The following is a 19,286-nucleotide window of genomic DNA, read 5'->3' as shown; positions in this document are numbered from 1 at the left end:
GACGTCCTTTGGCAGCATGTCCGCATGAACCTGCACGAGCGGATCGACGACCGGCTGCGCGAGTTCGTCGAGCGGCAGCCCGTCTTCTTCGTGGCCACGGCGCCCCTCTCCGCGGACGGGCACGTCAACGTGTCGCCACGGGGCATCCCGGGCACCTTCGCCGTGCTCGACGACCACACCTTCGCGTGGCTCGACGGGACGGGAAGCGGGAGCGAGACGGTCGCCCACCTGCGGGAGAACGGCCGGATCACCGTGATGTTCTGCGCGTTCGAGGGCCCGCCCAACATCGTCCGGTTCCACGGCACGGGCCGGGTCGTCACGCTGTACGACGACGAGTACCCCGCCCTCGCGAGCCGGTTCGCCGACGTCCCCGGCGCCCGGGCGGTCGTCGTCGTCGACGTCGTGCGCGTCTCCGACAGCTGCGGCTGGGGCGTGCCGCTCATGGCGTACGAGGGCGAGCGCGACCTGCTCGCGCCGTTCTTCGAGCGCAAGGGCGAGGCGGGGCAGCGGGAGTACCGGCGGCGCAAGAACCTGTCGAGCATCGACGGGCTGCCTGCCTTCGACGTCGACCCGCTCGACGAGCCGGAGCCCGCCCCCTGACGGGCGTCAGCCCTTCGAGCCGGTCGTCGAGATGCCCTGGACGAAGTACCGCTGCCCCAGGAAGAACAGCAGGATCATCGGCACCGTCGTGATGACCGACGCCGTGACCACCACCTCCCACTGCGACTCCCCGCCCGGCCCGAACTGGTCCACGACCGCCTTGAGCCCGCGGGGCACGGTGAACGTGGCGGTGTCCTGCAGATAGACGAGCGGGCGCATCAGGTCCGTCCACGACGCCTGCGCCTCGAAGAGGAACGTGATCACCAGCGCCGGGCGGCACAGCGGCACCGCGATGCGCCAGAACAGGGTCCACTCGCTCGCGCCGTCGATCCGGGCCGCCTCGAACGGCTCGCGGGGCAGCCCGAGGAAGAACTGCCGCAGCAGGAAGACGTAGAACGCGCTGGCGAACAGGTTGCCCGCCCAGAGCGGCACGTTCGTGCCCACGAAGCCGAGCCGGAACCAGATGAGGTACGTCGGGATGAGCGTGACGGCGCCCGGCAGCATCATCGTCGCCAGCACCAACCCGAAGAGCGGCCCGCGGCCGCGGAACCGGTAGTGCGCGAAGCCCCAGGCCACGAGCGCGCTGGAGAGCGTCACCGTGGTGGCGGCGAGCGCCGTGACCACGAGCGTGTTGAGCAGCCAGAGCGCGAGCGGCGCCGCCTCCCAGACGGTCAGGTAGTTCTCGACCGTGGGGTGCAACGGGACCAGCCGGTTGTCGAACACCTCGGCCCGGGGCTTGAACGACGCCGAGAGCAGCCAGATCAGCGGGTAGACGAACACGACGGCCAGGACGGTGAGGGCGGCCACCACGATCCATCGCACCCACCGCCGACGACGGCGCGCCTCGCCCCGGTCGATCTGCAGCGGCGCGGCGCTCAGGTCGCCGGCGAGCCCCTGGCCTCCGGTCACGGCGGCCGGGATCGCGCCCCGGACGGCGTCCGCGGCCGTCATCGCTGCTCCCCCTCGTAGTAGACGAGCCGGCGCGAGACGAGCAGCTGCACCGCCGTGACGGCCATGATCACGAGGAACAGCAGCCACGCCAGGGCGGAGGCGTAGCCCATGTGGAGCTCCGCGAAACCCTCCCGGAACAGGTAGATCACGTAGAACAGGGCGGCGTCGTTCGCGTAGGTGGAGCTGCCGGCGCCGAAGTAGGCCGAGTACGCCTCCGTGAACATCTGGAAGGCGGCGATGGTGTTGACCACCGTCACGAAGAAGAGCGCGCCGCTGATCATGGGCAGCGTGATGGTGCGGGTGCGGCGCCACCACCCGGCGCCGTCGACCCGGGCGGCGTCGTACAGCTCGACCGGCACGTCCTGCAGCGCGGCCAGGAGGATCACGACGGCGGCGCCGACGCCCCAGAGGCTGACGAGCGCGAGCCCCGGCTTGATCCAGGCGGGGTCGGTGGTCCAGCTGGGTCCGTCGATCCCGACGGCGCCGAGGGCCTCGTTGACGAGGCCGTACTCGCCGTTGAACAGGAGCAGCAGCAGGACGCCGACGGCCACGGGTGGCGTCATCTTGGGAACGAAGAACGCCGTCCGGAAGAAGCCGGAGGCTCGGCCGGCCTGCTGCAGCAGGAGGGCGAGCGCGAGCGCGACGACGACGTACAACGGCACCTGCAGCACCGTGTACTGGAACGTGTTCCACAGGGCGAGGCGCACCTGCGGGTCCTCGGCCATGCGCTGGTAGTTCTCGAGGCCGACGAACGTCGGGTCGTTGAGCACGTCGTAGTCGGTCAGCGACAGGTAGGCGCTGTAGAGGATGGGCCAGAGGGTGAAGACCAGGAAGCCCACGATCCACGGGCTGATGAACGCAAGGCCCGCGTTGCGCTCGCGCCGTGCGCGGGCGCTCGGGCGCGGCTCCCTCCCGCCGAGGGCGGTGGGCGCAGCCGCTGTCACTGCTGGTCGTCCCACTTCGCCCACGCATCGTCGAGCGCCGCCTGTGCCTCCTCCTGGGCCTTGGCCAGGGCCGCGGCCGGCTCCTCCTGGCCGTTCAGCACCCGGTTGACCGCGTCCTGCCAGGCCTGCTCGAACTCGGCGTCGGCAGGGTTGGCGGGCAGCGCGAACGTGTTGTCGTTCGCCTCGTACATCGCCTCGATCGCGTCGCCCCACGGGGCCGGCGGGTCGTCGGGGACGAGCTCGTCGCGGATCTCCTCGTCCGCCTCCTCGTTCCCGGTGAGCACCCCGGTGAAGACGAGGCCCTCGGTCTCCCGGGCGTCGGCCCGGGCCTCCGCGGCCGCCGTCCACGCGTCCGTCTCGGTCATCCGGGCGATGTAGGCGCAGGCTGCCGCGGGGCTGCTCGCTCCGGCCGGGATCGCCCAGGCGGAGCCCGTCGCATAGGCGTGCACCTCGCCGTCGGCCCCCTTGACCGGCCCGAACGCCAGGGGCGCGTCCGGCGAGTTCTCGTTGAGCACGTTGACGTACCACTGCTCCATCGGCATCGCCCCGAGCTGACCCGTGGCGAACTGGTTCCCCGCACCGAAGAAGTCGGTGGAGTCGCGGAAGGTCTTCACCGCGGGGAACCCGCCCTGGGCGTCGTAGACCGCGACGGCCTGCTCGAGCGCCGTGACGACCTCGGGGTCGTCGAGCTGGGCGGTGCGACCGTCCTCGGACAGGAGGTCGACGCCGCGACCCTTGGCCCACAGGGGCAGGAACTCGGGAAGCTTGGAGTCGTAGCCGATGACGGAGAGCCTGCCGCCGTCGTTGCGCATCATCGCCTCGGTCGCCGCCAGGACCGCCTCGGGGTCGGAGCCGTCCACGTCCTCCAGCTCGAGCCCCGCCGCGGAGAGCAGGTCCGCGTTGGCCATCGTGATCTGCACGGCGTTGAACTCGGGGATGCCGTACAGCTCCTCGGCGAAGGTGACCTGCTCCAGCGCCGGGTCGACGAACGCGTCGGTGTCGATGTCCTGCTCCTCGACGCACTCGGAGAGCGGCAGGATCGCGCCCCGCGAGGCGAACGTGCCGATCTGGTCCCGCTCGCCGTAGATGAGGTCGGGCGGGTTGCCCGACGCGGCTGCGGACAGGAACGCCTGCGGGTCGAGGGCGCCCTCCGCGAGGGTCACGTCGACGCCGACGGCTTCGACCGCACGGTCGTGGCGCACCTTGCCGATCTCGTCGCCCGTGCCGAAACCCATGACCTGGAGCGCGGCGCCCGCGGAGGGCGAGGCACCGAAGTCGACGTCGGCGTCGGCGTCGGACCGGGTTCCCGTGGCACAGCCCGCCAGGACGACGGCGGAGGCCAGGGTTCCGGCCACGAGCGCGGCGGTGCCGGGCCGGTGAGAGAGGGACGAACGGGGCTGCAGGGATGCTCGCACGACGGACTCCTCCGTGAAGGCTGCCGGCCCCTCTGCTACGGACCGGTCTCCGCCTCACCATCCGCCCGGGGCGGGGCGCTCGCACGAGAAGCGCTTCTCGGCCCGGGAGGCTCCCCGCCGGTCAGCCCCAGCCGAACATCTGGGTCCAGATGCGATCGACCTCGCCGACGCCGATCTCGCGGAAGTCGCAGTTCAGGATGTTCGCGCGGTGTCCCGGCGAGTCCATCCACGCCTTGACGACCGCCTCGGCGCTGTCCTGCCCCGCCGCGATGTTCTCGCCCGACGGGTTCGTGTACCCCTGCGCCTTGGCGCGGTCCCACGGAGAACGCCCGTCGAGGCTCGTGTGGTCGAAGTAGTCCTGTGCCGCCATGTCCTCGCTGTGCAGCCGCGCCGCGGCGGTGAGCCGCTCGTCGACGGTCAGCGGCGGGCAGCCCGCCGCAGCCCGCTCGGCGTTCGTCAGGTCGACGACGGCCGCGGCCGCGGCCGTGAGGACCCCCGGACCGGTCTCGCCCGCCGGAGCGCTCGCCGTCGGCGCCGGCGCCCCGGGCTGCGGCGACACCGACGGTTGCGGGGTCGCGGACACGCTCGGGCTGGGCGACGGCGCGGCCGGCACCGCCATCACGGGGGCGCCCACCTCCCCGGCCCACTCCGCCGCGGGGTCCACGGACGCGGGGCTCGCCGCGGCGTCGGGCACCGCCGGCTCGTCCGTACCCGAGGCGCCGACGACGCCCGGCTCCCCGACGGGGTCTGTCCTGTCCCGCAGGGTGATGCCGACGACGCCGCCCTCGCCGAGCACGGGGAGGGCAGCGACCACGGGGCCGAACGGTCCCGCCTGCTCAGGCGTGATCCCGCCCGTGATGGCGGCGACGGAGGCGCCCGTAGGGAGGCTCAGCAGGACGGCGGCGACGGCGACCACTCCGACCGAGGCCCGCGGGAGCGTCCTGGCGTGCCGCGCTCCGCCGTCCGACGGTGAACCGGCCGCGTGCCGGGCATACGCCCGCAGCGAGGCAGGATCAAGCGCGTGGTGCCGAGGCATCCTGGGCGCGGGCATGCGGTGAGGCTAGCAGGGCCTGACGTGCGACGGGGGCGCGCAACCCGGCTCGGTAGCGCCGCTGCATCGACGTGTGTCAACATAGAGACATGTCGATGCAAGACAGCTCGCAGACCGGCGTCTCGTCGGCCGAGTCGCACGCGATCGGCCAGGACGCCGCGGCCACCATCGCGGCGACCCTCAAGGCCCTCGCCGATCCCCTCCGGCTCCGCATGCTCTCCGCCATCGCGGCGAGCGCCAGCGGCGAGTCGACGGTGGGCGAGCTCGCGACCCTCACGGACGTCTCGCAGCCCACGGTCTCGCACCACCTGCGGGTGCTGCGGGAGATCGGGCTGCTCACGTCGGACCGGCGCGGCACGTGGGTCTGGTACCGCATCGACCCGGCATACCGCGGTGCGGTGAACACTCTGCTGGAGCGCTTCGCACCGGCAGCGGTGGACGTGCACCAGGCACCGCGGATGACGGGCCTGTCGAACGCCGAGCCCGCGCTCCGCCGGCTCGCCTCGTCGCTGGCGGGCCGCTTCCCCGGCACCCCGGCGAGCGAGTGCCTGCGGGTGGTGCGCGAGTCGTACACGGCGCTGGCCCGGCGCGGCGGCGCGGAGACCTACCTGGTGGCGCTGACCGAGCACTTCGCCCGCCAGCGCATCGTCGACGCGGCCAAGGCCGAGGCCCTGGAGTCCGCGGAGGGCGACCCCACCGAGCACAAGCCGCAGGTCCTCTTCGTGTGCGTCGCGAACGCGGGCCGCTCGCAGCTGGCCGCCGCCCTGATGCAGCACTACGCCGGCGACCAGGTAGTCGTCCGCTCCGCGGGCTCCGCGCCGGCTGCCGAGATCCACGCGAGCGTGCGCGCCATCCTCGAGCAGGTGGGCGATCCCGGCGCGGCGGACCTCGTGGACGACGTGACCCGCTTCTACCCCAAGCCCATCACCGACGACGCGGTCCGCGCGGCGGACGTCGTCGTGACGATGGGCTGTGGCGACGCCTGCCCCGTGCTGCCGGGCAAGCGCTACGAGGACTGGGCGGTCGGTGACCCGGCCCTCGCCTCCCCGGCCGGGGTCGCGGCGATCCGAGACGAGCTCGACGCCCGGGTCCGCGCGCTGGTCGCCGACCTGCTGCCTGCCAAGAACTAGTCCCGGAAGAACCTCGAGGAGAACCATGAGCACCGCCCCGTCCGCCCTCTTCGTCTGCGTCCACAACGCGGGCCGCTCCCAGATGGCCGCGGGCTTCCTGCGTGAGCTGTCGGGCGGCGCCGTCGAGGTCCGCTCCGCCGGGTCGATGCCCGCCGAGCAGATCAACCCGACCGCCGTCGAGGCGATGCTCGAGAAGGGCATCGACATCCGCGCCGAGCAGCCGAAGGTCCTCACCACCGAGGCCGTGCAGGCGTCCGACGTCGTGGTCACCATGGGCTGCGGCGACGCCTGCCCGATCTTCCCGGGCAAGCGCTACGAGGACTGGGCCCTGGAGGACCCGGCGGGCCAGGGCATCGAGGCGGTCCGTCCCATCCGGGACGAGATCGAGAAGCGCGTCCGCGTGCTGCTCTCGGAGCTCGGCGTGGAGCCGGTCGCCTGATGAGCGCGACCGCACCGGAGCCCGTCGTCGGCCCGACGACGGACGCCCCCGCCCGCCCGGACCTCTGGCGCCGGGCCGTGGCCGAGGCCCTGGGTACCGGCCTGCTCGTCGCGATCGTCGTGGGCTCGGGGATCGCCGCCCAGCGGCTCTCCCCCGGCGACGTCGGGCTGCAGCTCCTGGAGAACAGCCTCGCCACGACGCTCGGTCTCGCGGTCCTGATCGCGGTGCTCGGACCCGTGAGCGGCGCCCACCTCAACCCGGTCGTGACGCTCGTCGACCTCGCCGACTCGCTCCTGGCCCGTCGGCGCGACCCCGCACGCCCGCTCCCCGCGGGCGCGGCCACGTACGTCGGCGCCCAGGTCCTCGGCGGGATCGGCGGCGCCGTGCTGGCGAACGCCATGTTCGCCGCGCCGACGACGTTCGCCACCACCGAGCGCGTCAGCGCCGGCACGCTGCTCGCCGAGGTGGTCGCGACGGCCGGGCTGGTCCTCGTGATCCTGGGCCTGGTGCGCACGGGCCGGGCGTCGCTGGCCGCCCCGGCGGTCGGCGCCTACATCGGCGCGGCGTACTGGTTCACGTCGTCGACGTCGTTCGCGAACCCGGCGGTGACTGTCGGGCGGGTCTTCTCCGACACCTTCGCGGGGATCTCCCCGGAGTCGGTTGTCCCGTTCGTCGGGGCGCAGCTCGTGGGCGGCGCCGTCGGCCTGGCGCTGGCCGGGGTGCTGTTCGCGCCGCCCGCCACGCAGGCCGAGAGCGCCTGAGCCGGCCGCCCGCCAGGCTTCAGGGGCCCCGATCGCGGGGTCGGTCGGTTGTCGCGGGGTCGGTCGGTAGATCGACCGGCCCCGCGACAGGCGACCGACGCGACGATCCGTGACGCCGCAGGTCGGACAGCGTTTGTGGCGGGGACGTCCGACCGCTAGGGTCCGGTCCGCCAAAGTGGCGGCAGACCAGCGTGGGGAGTGGGGCATGGCGACTGAATCGCCGACACCCGGGAACAGCACGGCATGGCTCCGGACGACGGGAGACCTGGCCTGGAGGCTGCTCGGCATCCTGGCGGCCCTCGCCGCCGTCTTCTACGTCGTGGGGCTGGTGCGGCTCGTCTTCGTCGCCGTCTTCCTGGCGTTCATGCTGACGGCGGTCCTCATGCCGCTGGGCAACCTCTACGACCGGGCGATGCCCCGCGGGCTCGCCACGCTCGCGTCGCTCCTGACCGCGATCGTGGTGGTCGGCGGTCTGGGGACGTACGTCGTCACCTCGATTGTGGGCCGCTGGGACGACCTCGTCGACGAGCTCGGCTCAGGCATCGAGGAGCTGGTCCCGCTCGTGCAGGGCCTGCCCTTCGCCGAACAGCTCGGCGACCCCCAGGACTGGCTGTCCAACGGTGGAGACTGGGTCCAGGAGAACAGCGACACCCTCATGGGCAGCGCCCTGGCGAGCGCCGGCTCCGTCACGGAGGGGGTCACCGCCGTGGTCCTCGCCGTGTTCTGCACCGTGTTCTTCCTGTCCACGGGCGGCGCGATGTGGGGCTGGTTCCTCGGCCAGCTCCCCGCCGCGGGGCGCGAGCGCTGGCGGACCGCCGGCAGCGCCGGGTGGGCCACGTTCTCCGGCTACACGCGCGGCATCTCGTTCGTGGCTCTGACCGACGCCGTCCTGGCGGGGATCTTCCTGACCATCGTCGGGGTGCCGCTCGCGCTGCCCCTGTCGGTGGTGGTCTTCATGGCCGCGTTCGTGCCCATGGTCGGACCCGTCGCCGCGATCGTCATCAGCTCGGTCGTGGCGCTCGCCGCCGACGGGCCCGGGACCGCGCTCATCGTCGCGATCGGGATGGTCGCGATCGCCCAGATCGACGCGAACGTCCTCCAGCCGCTCATCACCGGCAAGCAGGTGTCCCTCCACCCGGTGGTGATGGCGCTGGTGGTCACCACGGGCACGGTGCTCTTCGGCCTGCTCGGCGCGGTCGTGGCCGTGCCGCTCTCCGCCGTGACCTGGGCGGCGTTCAGCGCCCTGCGGCGCGCGGCCCGGAAGCAGCAGGAACCTGAGCCCGACCCCGAACCCGCCGACCTGCTCGTGTGATGGTCTCGCGCGCGAGCACGTCGAGGGAGTCCAGGTAGAGCGGGTCGTCGAGCAGCCCGTGGTCGGCGGCCACCACCGAGAGCTCGGTGCAGCCGAGGACCACCACGGCGGCGCCGCGGGCGGCGAGGCGCCCGGCGACCCCGCGCAGGGCGTCCACGTCCACGGGACGCCCTGCCTTGACCTGGTCGTAGATGACGGCGGAGACGATCTGCTGGTCGGCCACGTCCGGTTCCAGGACCTTCACGCGGCTCCGGGCGAAGGCGTCCGCGTACACGCCCGACGCGACCGTGCCCTCCGTCGCGAGGACCCCAACTGTCGACAGCCCGGGTACCCGGTCGCAGGCCGCCTCGACGACCGCCTCGACGATCGAGACGAACGGGACCGAGACGGCGTCGGTCACGTGCCGCGTGAAGTAGTGCGCCGTGTTGCACGGCATCACGAGGAAGGACACGCCGAACGCCTCGAGGCGGCGGGCGTCCCGCGCGAGCACCGGTCCGGGGTCCAGCGTGGACCGCCCGAGCACGAAGTCCGTCCGGTCCGGGATCGTCGCGTGGTTGAGCACCACGAGGTCCACGTGGTCCTGGTCGCGCTCCGCCTCCGTGAGGCGCACCACGAGCTCGAGGAAGTACGCGGTGGCCAGCGGCCCCACTCCCCCGATGACACCGACGGGCGGATCGTCGACCGGACCGGCCGCGGCCTCTGCCGCGACCTCGGAGGCCTCAGGCACTGGCTGCCTCGGCCGCCTGGGGGTAGTGCTGGGCGAACTTCCGCACCTGGTTCAGCTCGGCCGCCCGGACCCACACGTCGCGCTTCGGCGAGCGGTCCCGGTCGTACTTGAGCGGGTGGACCACCTTGCGGACCATCTTGACCGCGGCGCGGTCGGCGGGGCTGGTGACGTACTGGTCCAGCAGGAACGACGGCACGATCCGGTACAGCACCGACATGGGCTCCACCACCGGGTACACACCGCCCTCGAGGTGCTCCCCCACCCAGAACGCGGCAGGGTTGATGCCGCTCGCGGTCAGGTAGTAGTTGGAGCGGCCCGTCCGCGGGTTGAGCTCGAAGAAGTAGCCGACGCCGGTGCGCGGGTCCACCTTGATGTCGAAGTTGGCGAAGCCCGTCCAGCCGAGGTGCTCCACCAGCCGCCGCGCGTCCGCCTCGACCTGGGGCAGCGCCCGGGTGAGGATCGCCGCCGGGTTGCCGAGCGTCCCGGGCGTGTGCTCCTCGAGGAGCACCTGCCCGCCCCACGCCATCTGCACCTCGCCGGCCCGGTCGGAGTACGTGGTCATGATGCGCATCTGGGAGTCGTCGCCCGGGACGTACTCCTGGACGATGAACACGCCCCCGTACCCCGCGTCCCCCGCGGCCGACAGCAGCCACTGGAGCTGGCTGCGATCGGTCAGGAGGTGCACCTTGCGCTTGCCCGAGAACTGGGTGTGGTGCCAGGCCACGTTGTCGCCCGGCTTGGCGATGACGGGGAACTGCAGGTCGAGGTCGCCGACCTGCTCACCGCCGAGCCGCGTCGCGGTCCTCGGGTGCGGCACGCCGACCTCGGCGCAGAGCTCCGAGAAGCGCTGCTTGTCCATCACCCGGTCGAGGAGGTCCACCGAGGTGTACGGCACCACCACGAGGTCCTCGAGGCGCGCACGGTGCTCGGAGAGCGCCCGGACGTGCCAGTCGACGCACGTGACCACGATGGCGGGTCCGGGGCCCGACTCCGCGAGACGGCGGATCGTCGCCACCATCACGTCAGGATCGTCGAGCCCGGGCTCCACCACGTTCGTCAGGATCGTCGAGAACTGCACGTTGCGGGTGGGTCGGATCGTCACCACGGACGACCTGACACCGAACTCCTCGTGGAACGCCCGGGCGAGACTGTACGCACCGGAGTCGCCACCGAGGATGATGGCGTGGACTGGGGGCCTGCCAGGCGCATAGCCTGGAGTGACGTCGCTGCTCACGACCATATTGACGCATGCGGTGCCAGAAACGTTGTCCAGATTTCGGGTGAAGTTGCGCCCCCAGCGGGCGAGATCTCGTTGCCGGCCTCATTCTGAGAGTTTGCGCAACGTCGATCCGCCCGCCGAGGACGCTCCCGTCACCCTGGCAGCACGTTGTGGTTCGACCGGAACACGTTCGCCGGGTCGTAGTCCCCCTTGACCCGGGCGAGCCGGGCGAGCACCGCCTCCGGGTACGCGGCGCGGACGTTCGCCCGCTCAGCCCCGGACATGAAGTTCACGTAGCCGGCGTCCCCGAGGCCGAGGTCCCTGGCCGTGCCTCCCAACCAGGCCCGCGCCGACGCCGCGGCCGCCGGGTCCGGCCACATCGAGGCGATCGTCAGCATGTGCCCGTAGCCGCGGTGGGCGAACGCGGTCGCGTCCGACGCGACCCGTCCGATGGCGCCGCCCATGGTGCGCAGGTTGAGCACGGTCGACGCCGGGACGTTCTCCAGCACGCGGCCGAGCGCCGTGGCGGCCCACTCCTCGTCCGGCAGATCGACGAACCCCGTGCGGGTCTCCGCGAACATCCCGGCCAGCTGCGGCCCCCCGCCGGCGAACAGCGCGGGGTACGGCTGCTGCGCGACCGTGTCCGCGACCGGGGTGCCGAGGGCGCGGAACGGCGCGATCGCCGCCTCGCCGTCGGCCGGGGCGCCGGAGTGGCACAGGATCATCATCACGACCGGCGTGCCGTGGACCTCCGGCGGGAAGAAGGGCATGGGCGGCGCTTTCATCACGTTGATCATCCCGCTCAGCTCGTCGGGCGCCGACGACGCCGCGGCGAGCGCCCCGGCGACGACCGCGGGCGTCGCGGCGAGGACGAGCATCCCGCCGGTGACCACCGGCGTCTCTCGGAGCCGGAGCTCGAGCTTGGTGACGACGCCGAAGTTGCCACCGCCTCCGCGCAGCGCCCAGAACAGCTCCGGGTGCTCCTCGGCGTCCGCCCGGACCTGCGTCCCGTCCGCCAGGACGACCTCGGCCGCCAGCAGGTTGTCGACGGTCAGGCCGTCGCGCCGCCCGAGGAAGCCGATGCCGCCGCCGAGCACGAGGCCGGCGATGCCGACCGACCCGGTGTCGCCGAACGGGCTGGCGAGCCCGTACGCCGCGGCGGCGTCCGTGTAGGCGCCCGCCAGCACCCCGCCCTGGGCGGTCCCGACCCCGGTCCCGGGGTCGATCGTCACGGCGTCCATGAGCCGCAGGTCGAGCACCAGCCCGCCGTCGACGACGCTGTGCCGGGCGTAGCTGTGGCCCCCTGCGCGCACCGCGACGGGCAGGCCGTGCTCAGCCGCCACGGCGAGCGCCGCGGCGACCTCGCCGGCGTCGACAGGCCGCACGACGGCGGCCGGCGTGCGCGCGGGGCCGGCGAACGTCACCGCCGCCCGCTCCTCGAACCCCTCGCTGCCCGCGAGGTGCAGCCGCCCCCCGAAGGTCTTCTCCAGCTCGTGGGTTGCTCGATCGATCGTGGTCATCGCTGCCTCCGTCTGGCCGTCCTGCCGGTGTCCACAACCTTAGGCATCGAATCATTAGATGTCTACGGTTGAGTCGTAACCCGTACGCTCGGACCATGGAACCGGGCGCGAACCTCCCCGTGGCAGCGGTGCTCTGGCACACGGTGCAGCGCGTCACACGCGCGTTCGACAGGGCGCTCGCCGAGCACGGGGGCAGCCGCCCGGTGTGGTTCATCCTCGGCGCGCTGCACTCCGGCACGACGGCGACCCAGCGCGAGCTCGCGGCGGCGGTGGGCATCCGCGAGGCGACGCTCACGCACCACCTGCGCGCCCTCGAGGACCGCGGCATCATCACGCGGCACCGGGACCCCGCGAACCGCCGCGTCCAGCTGATCGTCGTGACGCCCGAGGGTCAGGCCCTGTTCCAGGTCCTGCGGGCGACGGCGCTCGAGTTCGAGCAGGACCTGCGACGGGCCGTGGGCGAGGAGGAGCTGGCGGCGCTGCGGTCCACCCTGGCCAAGCTCTCCGACGCCGTCCCCTCGGACGGCACGCCGGTGACGGTGCCCTTCGACTGACGGTGCACAAAGACGCCGAGGTAGTGAGCTTGTCGGACGAGCTCACTACCTCGGCGCCGGGTGCTGCGTCAGGTCTGCGTCAGCCGATGCTGCACGGCGTCCCGTTGAGCGCGGCACCGGTGGGGGTGCGCGGCACCCCGGTCCCGTTGAAGCCGAACGAGGTGGTGCCGTGGTGGGCGATCGTGCCGTTCCACGCAGCCGCCGAGAAGGTCACCGTGGACCCGGACTGCGCGTGCGTGCTGTTCCACGACTGGGCCACCGTCTCCCCGTTGGCGAACTGCCACCGCAGCTGCCAGTTGTTCACGGGGCTCGTCGAGTTGTTGTGGATGGTGACCGCCGCCGTGAAGCCGCCGCTCCAGGTGGTCGACAGCTTGTAGTCCACGCTGCACTGCCCCGGGCCGGGCGTCGGGGTCGGGGTGGGCGTCGGGGTAGGCGTGGGCGTCGGGGTCGGGGTCGGGGTGGGAGTGGGAGTGGGAGTGGGCGTCGGGGTCGGCGTCGGCGTGGGCGTCGGCGTCGGCGTCGGCTGGCCGCCGCCCTGCCCGAAGATCACGTCGGAGCAGTTGTAGAACGCCTCCGGGCTGTCCGACCGGGTCCAGACCGAGTAGATGATGTGGCGGCCGGACTTGTTCGGCAGGGTGACGTTCCAGTAGTACTCGTCGCCCTGCGGCCCGCCGCTGCGCAGCGGCGGGTTCGTCACGGAGTTGAACGGCGCGGCCTCGAGGTCGCTCCACTTCAGCGGCTGCGTCGGGTCCCAGCCGTCCCGGGTCACGTACTGCGCCCAGGTGCCGGGGTGCTTCGCCCAGGCGTTGTACTGGAAGGTGACGGTCGAGCCCGGGGTGAGCGTCGTCGTCGGCCACTGGGTGCTGGCGCGGCGGGCGCCGGAGAAGGTGGCCTGCGGGCCGCAGAGGTTGCCGTCGGGGACCACCTCGCGGTGGCGGCCGGCGGCGTTGCTGAGCAGGTTGCCGAACCAGTTGTAGAAGGGGTAGTTGCCGTTCTCGGCCAGCATGGCCTGGCACATCGGGTTCTGCGGGTTGAGCCCGCCACCCGTGCCGTTCTGGACGCCGTCGACGTAGCACGCGTAGGTACGCGTCGCGGGGAACGTCATGGCGCCATGGGCGAAGGCGGCCTCTGGTTGGGGCTGGGTGACGACGAGCGCCACCGCGGCCAGGAGCCCGGCAGCGGCGAGGGCCGCCACCGTCCGGGCCGCATTGAGGGTCTTGGCGAGGGACACGTCCAACTCCTTCGTCGGAGAGATCGGGGGGCGCCTCGATGGTGGGAGCCCGCGGCGGGGGTCACAATCCTGCGTAACGTTTAGGTGGCCGGTGGCGGGCGGCATCCGGAATAGGCGATGCCCTGGGCAACCTTGTAGGTGACGTGCCTCACGAACCCCGGTCCGGGATCGGCCTGCGCTCCGAGCGCGGCCAGATCCTCGTCTCCCTGATGCTCGCCACGTCGCTGGTGGCCCTCGACGCCACGATCATCGCCACGGCCTCGACGGCCATCGCGCGCGACCTCGGCGGGTTCGCCCAGGTGCCCTGGTTGTTCTCCGCGTACATGCTGGCGCAGGCGGTCTCGGTGCCGGTCTACGGTCGCCTCGCCGACGTCCTGGGGCGCAAGCGCATGATGCTGGTCGGGATCGGGCTGTTCCTCGTCGGCTCGGTCCTGTGCGGCGCGGCCTGGTCCATGACCACCCTGATCCTCGCGCGCGTGGTCCAGGGCCTGGGCGCGGGCGCCGTGCTCCCCATGTCCATGACCATCACCAGCGACGTCTTCTCCCTCGAGGAGCGGGCCCGCACCCAGGGCTACCTGGCCTCGGTGTGGGCCATGTCGGCCGTCGTCGGCCCGACGCTCGGCGGCGTCTTCTCCCAGTTCGCGAGCTGGCGCTGGATCTTCTGGATCAACATCCCTCTGTGCCTCCTGGCCGCCGGCATGCTCTGGGTCCGGTTCCACGAGTCGCGGCGGGAGGGAGCGCGCGAGCCGATCGACGTCGTCGGCGCCGTGCTGCTCACCGGGGGCAGCACGCTGCTCGTGCTCGGGCTCCTCGAGGGTGGCAGCGCCTGGCCGTGGGCGTCGCCCGTGTCCGTCGGGATCTTCGCGGGCTCGGCGGTGCTGCTGACGGCGTTCGTGCTCGTTGCGCGGCGGGTGAGCCATCCGATCTTCGACCTGTCGCTCCTCCGCCGACGGCTCATCGCCGCCACCACCACGGGCTCCCTCGTCATCGGCGTCGTGGTCATGGGCCTGTCCACCTACGTGCCGGTCTACGCGCAGGAGGTGCTCGGCGTCGGCGCGCTCGTTGCGGGATTCGCGCTGGCCGCCCTCACCCTCGGCTGGCCGCTCACGGCGTCGTTCGCCGGGCGGGTCTACCTGAGGATCGGGTTCCGCTCGACCGCTCTCATCGGGTCCACGATCGTCATCGCGGGCGCGGCGCTCACGCTCCTGCTCGGCGCCGGCTCTCCGATCTGGCAGGTGGCCGTGTTCTGCTTCGTGATCGGGGCCGGCATGGGCCTCACCGCCGTGCCCACCCTCATCGCCGCCCAGAGCAGCGCCGCCTGGGGCGAGCGCGGGGCCGTCACGAGCACCAACATGTTCGCCCGCTCGCTCGGGTCGGCCGTGGGCGTCGCGGTGTTCGGAGCGATCGTCAACGCCAACACCGTCATCGGCGCCGACGGCACCCCGGACGGCGCCGGGCTGGCCCACGCGGTGCACCTCGTCTTCTGGGGGGTCCTCGTCAGCGCGGTCGTGCTGTTCGGCGCGGTGACGCTCATGCCCCGGGACCGGCCCGCGAGCGCCACGGCGGCCGTGGCGGCTCCGGACCAGGCGGCCGTCTGACGTTCAGCCCGGCCGAGAACAACCCGGTCGAGAACAACACTGCGCAGGCAACCTGACCCGGTTGCCTGCGCAGTGTTGTTCTCGGCGGCCGATCTCATAGCCGCTCGCGCACGTGCGCGAACGTCTCGGCGGTGCCGTCGATCAGGTCCCGCACGTGCGCGCGGAAGTTGGGGCACGTCGCGATGTCGTGCGCCCGGCACTGCAGCGCGTGGAGGGTCATCTCGCGCGACACGGCCATCTCGGCCATGCGCCGGTCAAGGTCGTCGATGTGCGCCTGGAGGACCTGGTGCCGGTCGGCGGCCCCGGCGTCGAGCATCACGCGGATCTGCTCGAGGCTCATCCCCGCGGCCTTGCTGCGCAGGATCACGCCCACGCGGACGGCGTCGTCGGGACCGTAGCGGCGCCGCCCGGCCGGGTCTCGCTCGGGCAGGAGGAGTCCTTCGTCCTCCCAGTAGCGGAGCACGTGGGTCTCGAGGCCGAACCGGCGGGCCGTCTCGCCCACGGACCACGGCGGCTGGTGCGGATCGCTTGACTTCATGTTCACATGAAGTCACATGCTGACGGGGTGACGCAAGCACACCCCGACGATCGGAGATCCCCGATGCCCGTGACCACCTATGACGCCGTCGTGATCGGCGGCGGGCCCGCCGGCCTCCAGGCGGCCCTGACCCTCGGCCGGATGCACCGCACGGCGCTCCTGCTCGACTCCGGCGAGTACCGCAACGCCCCCGCCGAGCACCTGCACAACTTCGCGACGCACGACGGGATGCCGCCCGCCGAGTTCCGCAGCGCCGCCCGGGCCGACCTCGCCGCCTACGGCACCGTCGAGGTCCGCGACCTCCTCGCGACCGCCGTGACACGGGACGACGACGGTTTCCGCGTCGACCTCGCCGACGGGTCACCGGTGGCCGCGCGCGCCCTGGTGCTGGCGACGGGCGTGGCGGACACCCTGCCCGACCTCCCAGGCCTCCAGCCGATCTTCGGCACCGTCGCGGCCACCTGCCCGTACTGCCACGGCCACGAGTTCTCCGGCAAGCACGTCGCCGTGCTGGGGAACGGCCCGCACACCGCGCGCGTGGCCCTGCTCGTGGAGCGCATCGCGAGCTCGCGCACGGTCCTCACAGACGGTGGCGAGCTCGATCCCGCGACCCGAGCCCTCCTGGACCGCGCCGGGGTCGCCGTCCGGGAGGAGCCCGTCAAGGGCGTGTGCCGCAGCGCCGTCGGCGCCACCGTCTCGTTCGCGGACGGTCCCGACGAGGAGGTGGGCGGGCTGTTCGTGTCCGGGCCGTTCGCCCAGCGCGCGCCGTTCGCGGAGCAGCTCGGGCTGTCGCTGCTCGACTCGGGCTGCGTGGAGGTGGACGCCATGGGCCGGACCAGCGCGCCGGGCGTCTTCGCCGCGGGCGACATGGCGCACACCTCGGCCACGCCGATGCCGATGGCGTCCGTCCTCACGGCCGCGGCGTCCGGGCTCGTCGCCGCCGTCTCCGCCGACGCCCACCTGCTCGGCCGGGACCACGACCTGTCGTAGCGGGTGCCGGCTCCGCCGCAGCTTCGCGCACCTTGTCGTCGGATCGGCACTTCGCTTCGGCACCTTGTCGTCGGATCGGCACATCGAACTACCGACCCGACGACAAAGTGCGCGGGGTGCGGGGACGCCCGCGCAGCCCTACGCGCTCTCGCGCAGTGTCCGGCGCTCGTTCTCGATCGCGAGCAGGTCGGCGAACGCCGCCTGGTACGCCTCGAGGTCCGACGGGTCGAGCCGCTGCAGCCGGCTCCGCGCGTCCGCGATGCGGCGCGTGAGCCCCAGGTCGACGACCCGGCGCACGATCCCCGCGACGAACCCCGGGATCGCCGCCTCCCGGTCCTCGGGGAGCGGCACCACCGCCAGCTCGGTCACCAGGTCGCGCACCGTCTCGGGGGCCTCCTCCGACACGGCGGCCACCCACTGGGCACCGCCCAGGGCCCGGCCCGCCGTCGCTCCCCCGGCCGCGCGGATCGCCGCGTGCACGGCCCGCCAGGCAGGCACGTGGAACGCGGTGTCGCCGAGCATGTCGAACGCCTCCGGCACGTGCTGCGGGAACTGCAGCACCGCCACGAGCGCCAGGCGCTCGGAGCTCGCCACGGGGTCACGCAGGTCGGGCCGTGCGGGGCCCGCCTCGGGGTCCCCGCGACGTCCCGCAGCGAAGCCCGGGACGCCGTGGGGTGAGGGCGACGCCGGTCGCTCGCCCGGGCGCGCCACGTCACCCTGAGCGTCGGCCCAGTCGGCGGGCCTGCGGTCGTCCCGCCGTCGGCCGTCGTCACGTCGGCCGTCGTCGCGGGCGCGGCCACCCGCTCCGCCGTCGTGCCCGGCTGACCGGCCGGGGCCCTGGTCGCCGGGTCGCTGCCCGGCAGGGGGCCTGCCGCCGTCAGCCGCCCGGACGGGCGTGGACGACGCCCGCTGGATCTCGCGGACCACCGCGCGCTCGTCCGTGCCGATCCAGCCGGCGAGGAGGCGCGCGTACTCCGGGCGCAGCGCGGAGTCGCGGATGCCGGCGATCACCGGCGCGGCCTCGCGCAGGGCGCCCACGCGACCCTCGGCCGTGTCCAGGTCGAAGCCCGCGAGGGTGGTGCGGACCACGAACTCGAAGAGCGGCACCCGGCCGTCGACCAGCGCGCGGACGCCCTCGGGGCCCTTGGCCATCCGGAGGTCGCACGGGTCCATGCCGCTCGGCTCGACGGCGACGAACGTCTGCGCGAAGAAGCGCTGGTCCTCGCCGAACGCGCGGACGGCGGCCTTCTGGCCGGCGGCGTCCCCGTCGAACGTGAAGATGATCTCGCCGCCCAGCGACGTGCCCGACCGCAGCTGCAGGCCACCGCCCGCGGCCGTGTCACCGAGCAGGCGGCGCACCACCTTGGCGTGGTCCGGGCCGAACGCCGTACCGCACGTGGCCACCGCCGTCGTGACGCCGCTCAGGTGGGCGGCCATCACGTCCGTGTAGCCCTCGACCACCACGATGCGCTTGTCGCGGGCGATGTCGCGCTTGGCGAGGTCGATGCCGTAGAGCACCTGCGACTTCTTGTAGAGGCTGGTCTCCGGGGTGTTCAGGTACTTGGGACCCTGGTCCTCCTCGAAGAGGCGACGGGCGCCGAAGCCGATCACCGCTCCCGTGACGTCCCGGATGGGCCACACCAGGCGTCCGCGGAACCGGTCGTACGAGCCGCGCTGCCCCTGGCTCATCAGGCCCGACGCCACCAGCTCCGCCTGCGAGAACCCCCGCCCCAGCAGGTGCTTCTGCAGGGAGTCCCAGCCCTTGGGGGCGAACCCCACCCCGAACCGCTCGGCGTCCGTACGCTCGAAGCTGCGCTCCGCGAGGAACGTCCGTGCGGCAGCCGCACCCGGCCCCATGAGCTGCTCGGCATAGAACTCGGCGGCCACACGGTGCGCGTCGAGCAGCCGCTGGCGCTTGCCGGGCTCCTCGCGCGGGCGCTGCGGGCCGCCGTCGTCCTCGTAGCGGAGCTGCACGCCGGCCTTGCCCGCGAGGTGCTCCACCGCCTCCGTGAAGCCCATCCCGTCGATCTTCATGACGAACGAGATGACGTCGCCGCCCTCGCCGCAGCCGAAGCAGTGGTACCTGCCCACGCTCGGGCGCACGTTGAAGCTGGGGCTCCGCTCGTCGTGGAACGGGCACAGGCCCACCAGGGCGCCCACTCCCGCGGGCTTGAGCGTGACGTGCGCGGACACGATCTCCTCGATCCGCGCGCGCTCGCGGACGGTGTCCACGTCCTCGCGCCGAATCAGTCCTGCCACGCAGGTGAGTCTAGGCGTCGGCGGGCCGCGCGGAGGCCTCGGCGAGC

Annotated in this window: 18 protein-coding genes; 8 read left to right on the top strand and 10 right to left on the bottom strand. The window is 72.9% G+C overall.

The genetic code is table 11. The features are described 5' to 3' along the window. Positions 1-24: 24 nt before the first annotated feature. Positions 25-600 (top strand): pyridoxamine 5'-phosphate oxidase family protein, encoded by a 576-nt coding sequence (locus tag D1350_RS16410; protein ID WP_125777104.1) that lies wholly within the window; start codon positions 25-27, stop codon positions 598-600. Positions 601-606: 6 nt separating this feature from the next. Here the strand turns inward: D1350_RS16410 and D1350_RS16405 are convergent, their stop codons facing one another. The 4 genes from D1350_RS16405 to D1350_RS16390 form a co-directional block, all read right to left on the bottom strand. Beyond that, a complete protein-coding gene (locus D1350_RS16405; RefSeq protein WP_125777103.1) occupies positions 607-1,551 on the bottom strand; it encodes a carbohydrate ABC transporter permease in 945 nt (314 codons plus the stop codon). Continuing rightward, a complete protein-coding gene (locus tag D1350_RS16400; protein WP_164545194.1) occupies positions 1,548-2,495 on the bottom strand; it encodes a carbohydrate ABC transporter permease in 948 nt (315 codons plus the stop codon). Before D1350_RS16400 ends, D1350_RS16405 begins: the two co-directional genes overlap by 4 nt. After that, positions 2,492-3,910 carry an ABC transporter substrate-binding protein gene (locus D1350_RS16395; RefSeq protein ID WP_240644161.1) on the bottom strand — a complete coding sequence of 473 codons (1,419 nt, stop codon included), beginning with the start codon at positions 3,908-3,910 and terminating at the stop codon, positions 2,492-2,494. Before D1350_RS16395 ends, D1350_RS16400 begins: the two co-directional genes overlap by 4 nt. Positions 3,911-4,031: 121 nt before the next feature. Further along, the gene (locus D1350_RS16390; RefSeq protein WP_125777101.1) at positions 4,032-4,961 is read right to left on the bottom strand and encodes a CAP domain-containing protein; all 930 of its coding nucleotides are present in this window, start codon (positions 4,959-4,961) and stop codon (positions 4,032-4,034) included. An 89-nt stretch (positions 4,962-5,050) separates the two neighbouring features. Here D1350_RS16390 and D1350_RS16385 point away from each other — a divergent pair, with 89 nt between their 5' ends. From D1350_RS16385 to D1350_RS16370, 4 genes are all read left to right on the top strand, one after another. Continuing rightward, on the top strand, positions 5,051-6,091 hold the full coding sequence (locus tag D1350_RS16385) for a metalloregulator ArsR/SmtB family transcription factor (RefSeq protein ID WP_240644160.1): 1,041 nt from the start codon (positions 5,051-5,053) through the stop codon (positions 6,089-6,091). Between the two features lie 25 nt (positions 6,092-6,116). Continuing rightward, the gene (locus tag D1350_RS16380) at positions 6,117-6,530 is read left to right on the top strand and encodes an arsenate reductase ArsC (RefSeq protein ID WP_125777100.1); all 414 of its coding nucleotides are present in this window, start codon (positions 6,117-6,119) and stop codon (positions 6,528-6,530) included. Then, positions 6,530-7,291 carry an aquaporin gene (locus D1350_RS16375; protein WP_125777099.1) on the top strand — a complete coding sequence of 254 codons (762 nt, stop codon included), beginning with the start codon at positions 6,530-6,532 and terminating at the stop codon, positions 7,289-7,291. Before D1350_RS16380 ends, D1350_RS16375 begins: the two co-directional genes overlap by 1 nt. A 205-nt stretch (positions 7,292-7,496) precedes the next feature. Continuing rightward, on the top strand, positions 7,497-8,603 hold the full coding sequence (locus tag D1350_RS16370; RefSeq protein WP_240644159.1) for an AI-2E family transporter: 1,107 nt from the start codon (positions 7,497-7,499) through the stop codon (positions 8,601-8,603). On the opposite strand, the gene cuyB is transcribed toward D1350_RS16370, so the two are convergent. The 3 genes from cuyB to D1350_RS16355 form a co-directional block, all read right to left on the bottom strand. Further along, entirely contained in the window at positions 8,527-9,330 is an 804-nt protein-coding gene (cuyB, locus tag D1350_RS16365; RefSeq protein ID WP_125777098.1) for a cysteate racemase, read from the bottom strand. The genes D1350_RS16370 and cuyB overlap by 77 nt on opposite strands. Then, complete coding sequence (locus tag D1350_RS16360) at positions 9,323-10,432, bottom strand: carboxylate--amine ligase (RefSeq protein WP_240644158.1); 1,110 nt, start codon at positions 10,430-10,432, stop codon at positions 9,323-9,325. Before D1350_RS16360 ends, cuyB begins: the two co-directional genes overlap by 8 nt. A 269-nt stretch (positions 10,433-10,701) precedes the next feature. Continuing rightward, a complete protein-coding gene (locus tag D1350_RS16355) occupies positions 10,702-12,069 on the bottom strand; it encodes an FAD-binding oxidoreductase (protein WP_125777097.1) in 1,368 nt (455 codons plus the stop codon). Between the two features lie 95 nt (positions 12,070-12,164). Here D1350_RS16355 and D1350_RS16350 point away from each other — a divergent pair, with 95 nt between their 5' ends. Then, positions 12,165-12,623 carry a MarR family winged helix-turn-helix transcriptional regulator gene (locus tag D1350_RS16350; RefSeq protein WP_125777096.1) on the top strand — a complete coding sequence of 153 codons (459 nt, stop codon included), beginning with the start codon at positions 12,165-12,167 and terminating at the stop codon, positions 12,621-12,623. Between the two features lie 79 nt (positions 12,624-12,702). On the opposite strand, the gene D1350_RS16345 is transcribed toward D1350_RS16350, so the two are convergent. Further along, a complete protein-coding gene (locus tag D1350_RS16345; protein ID WP_206074568.1) occupies positions 12,703-13,854 on the bottom strand; it encodes a lytic polysaccharide monooxygenase in 1,152 nt (383 codons plus the stop codon). A gap of 209 nt (positions 13,855-14,063) precedes the next feature. Here D1350_RS16345 and D1350_RS16340 point away from each other — a divergent pair, with 209 nt between their 5' ends. Beyond that, entirely contained in the window at positions 14,064-15,452 is a 1,389-nt protein-coding gene (locus tag D1350_RS16340; protein ID WP_125777234.1) for an MDR family MFS transporter, read from the top strand. Between the two features lie 94 nt (positions 15,453-15,546). Here D1350_RS16340 and D1350_RS16335 read toward each other — a convergent pair whose 3' ends face one another. Next, a complete protein-coding gene (locus D1350_RS16335; protein WP_125777095.1) occupies positions 15,547-15,990 on the bottom strand; it encodes a MerR family transcriptional regulator in 444 nt (147 codons plus the stop codon). Positions 15,991-16,053: 63 nt separating this feature from the next. Here D1350_RS16335 and D1350_RS16330 point away from each other — a divergent pair, with 63 nt between their 5' ends. Beyond that, positions 16,054-16,980: an NAD(P)/FAD-dependent oxidoreductase gene (locus D1350_RS16330; protein WP_125777094.1), complete on the top strand. Its 927-nt coding sequence runs from the start codon at positions 16,054-16,056 to the stop codon at positions 16,978-16,980. Positions 16,981-17,118: 138 nt separating this feature from the next. On the opposite strand, the gene dnaG is transcribed toward D1350_RS16330, so the two are convergent. Next, on the bottom strand, positions 17,119-19,239 hold the full coding sequence (gene dnaG / locus D1350_RS16325; protein ID WP_125777093.1) for a DNA primase: 2,121 nt from the start codon (positions 19,237-19,239) through the stop codon (positions 17,119-17,121). Positions 19,240-19,286: the final 47 nt, after the last annotated feature.

Origin of the sequence: Antribacter gilvus (assembly GCF_003946865.1) — a bacterium.
GTDB lineage: Bacteria > Actinomycetota > Actinomycetes > Actinomycetales > Cellulomonadaceae > Antribacter > Antribacter gilvus.
This window is presented reverse-complemented; position numbering and strand designations above follow the sequence as displayed.

Excerpts from the sequence above, each read along its gene's own strand:
- D1350_RS16410 (WP_125777104.1), top strand. The coding sequence starts at position 25 with ATGAACCTGCACGAGCGGATCGACGACCGGCTGCGCGAGTTCGTCGAG.
- D1350_RS16405 (WP_125777103.1), bottom strand. The coding sequence starts at position 1,551 with ATGACGGCCGCGGACGCCGTCCGGGGCGCGATCCCGGCCGCCGTGACC.
- D1350_RS16390 (WP_125777101.1), bottom strand. The coding sequence starts at position 4,961 with ATGCCCGCGCCCAGGATGCCTCGGCACCACGCGCTTGATCCTGCCTCG.
- D1350_RS16385 (WP_240644160.1), top strand. The coding sequence starts at position 5,051 with ATGTCGATGCAAGACAGCTCGCAGACCGGCGTCTCGTCGGCCGAGTCG.
- D1350_RS16380 (WP_125777100.1), top strand. The coding sequence starts at position 6,117 with ATGAGCACCGCCCCGTCCGCCCTCTTCGTCTGCGTCCACAACGCGGGC.
- D1350_RS16375 (WP_125777099.1), top strand. The coding sequence starts at position 6,530 with ATGAGCGCGACCGCACCGGAGCCCGTCGTCGGCCCGACGACGGACGCC.
- D1350_RS16370 (WP_240644159.1), top strand. The coding sequence starts at position 7,497 with ATGGCGACTGAATCGCCGACACCCGGGAACAGCACGGCATGGCTCCGG.
- D1350_RS16355 (WP_125777097.1), bottom strand. The coding sequence starts at position 12,069 with ATGACCACGATCGATCGAGCAACCCACGAGCTGGAGAAGACCTTCGGG.
- D1350_RS16350 (WP_125777096.1), top strand. The coding sequence starts at position 12,165 with ATGGAACCGGGCGCGAACCTCCCCGTGGCAGCGGTGCTCTGGCACACG.
- D1350_RS16340 (WP_125777234.1), top strand. The coding sequence starts at position 14,064 with ATGCTCGCCACGTCGCTGGTGGCCCTCGACGCCACGATCATCGCCACG.
- D1350_RS16335 (WP_125777095.1), bottom strand. The coding sequence starts at position 15,990 with ATGAAGTCAAGCGATCCGCACCAGCCGCCGTGGTCCGTGGGCGAGACG.
- D1350_RS16330 (WP_125777094.1), top strand. The coding sequence starts at position 16,054 with ATGCCCGTGACCACCTATGACGCCGTCGTGATCGGCGGCGGGCCCGCC.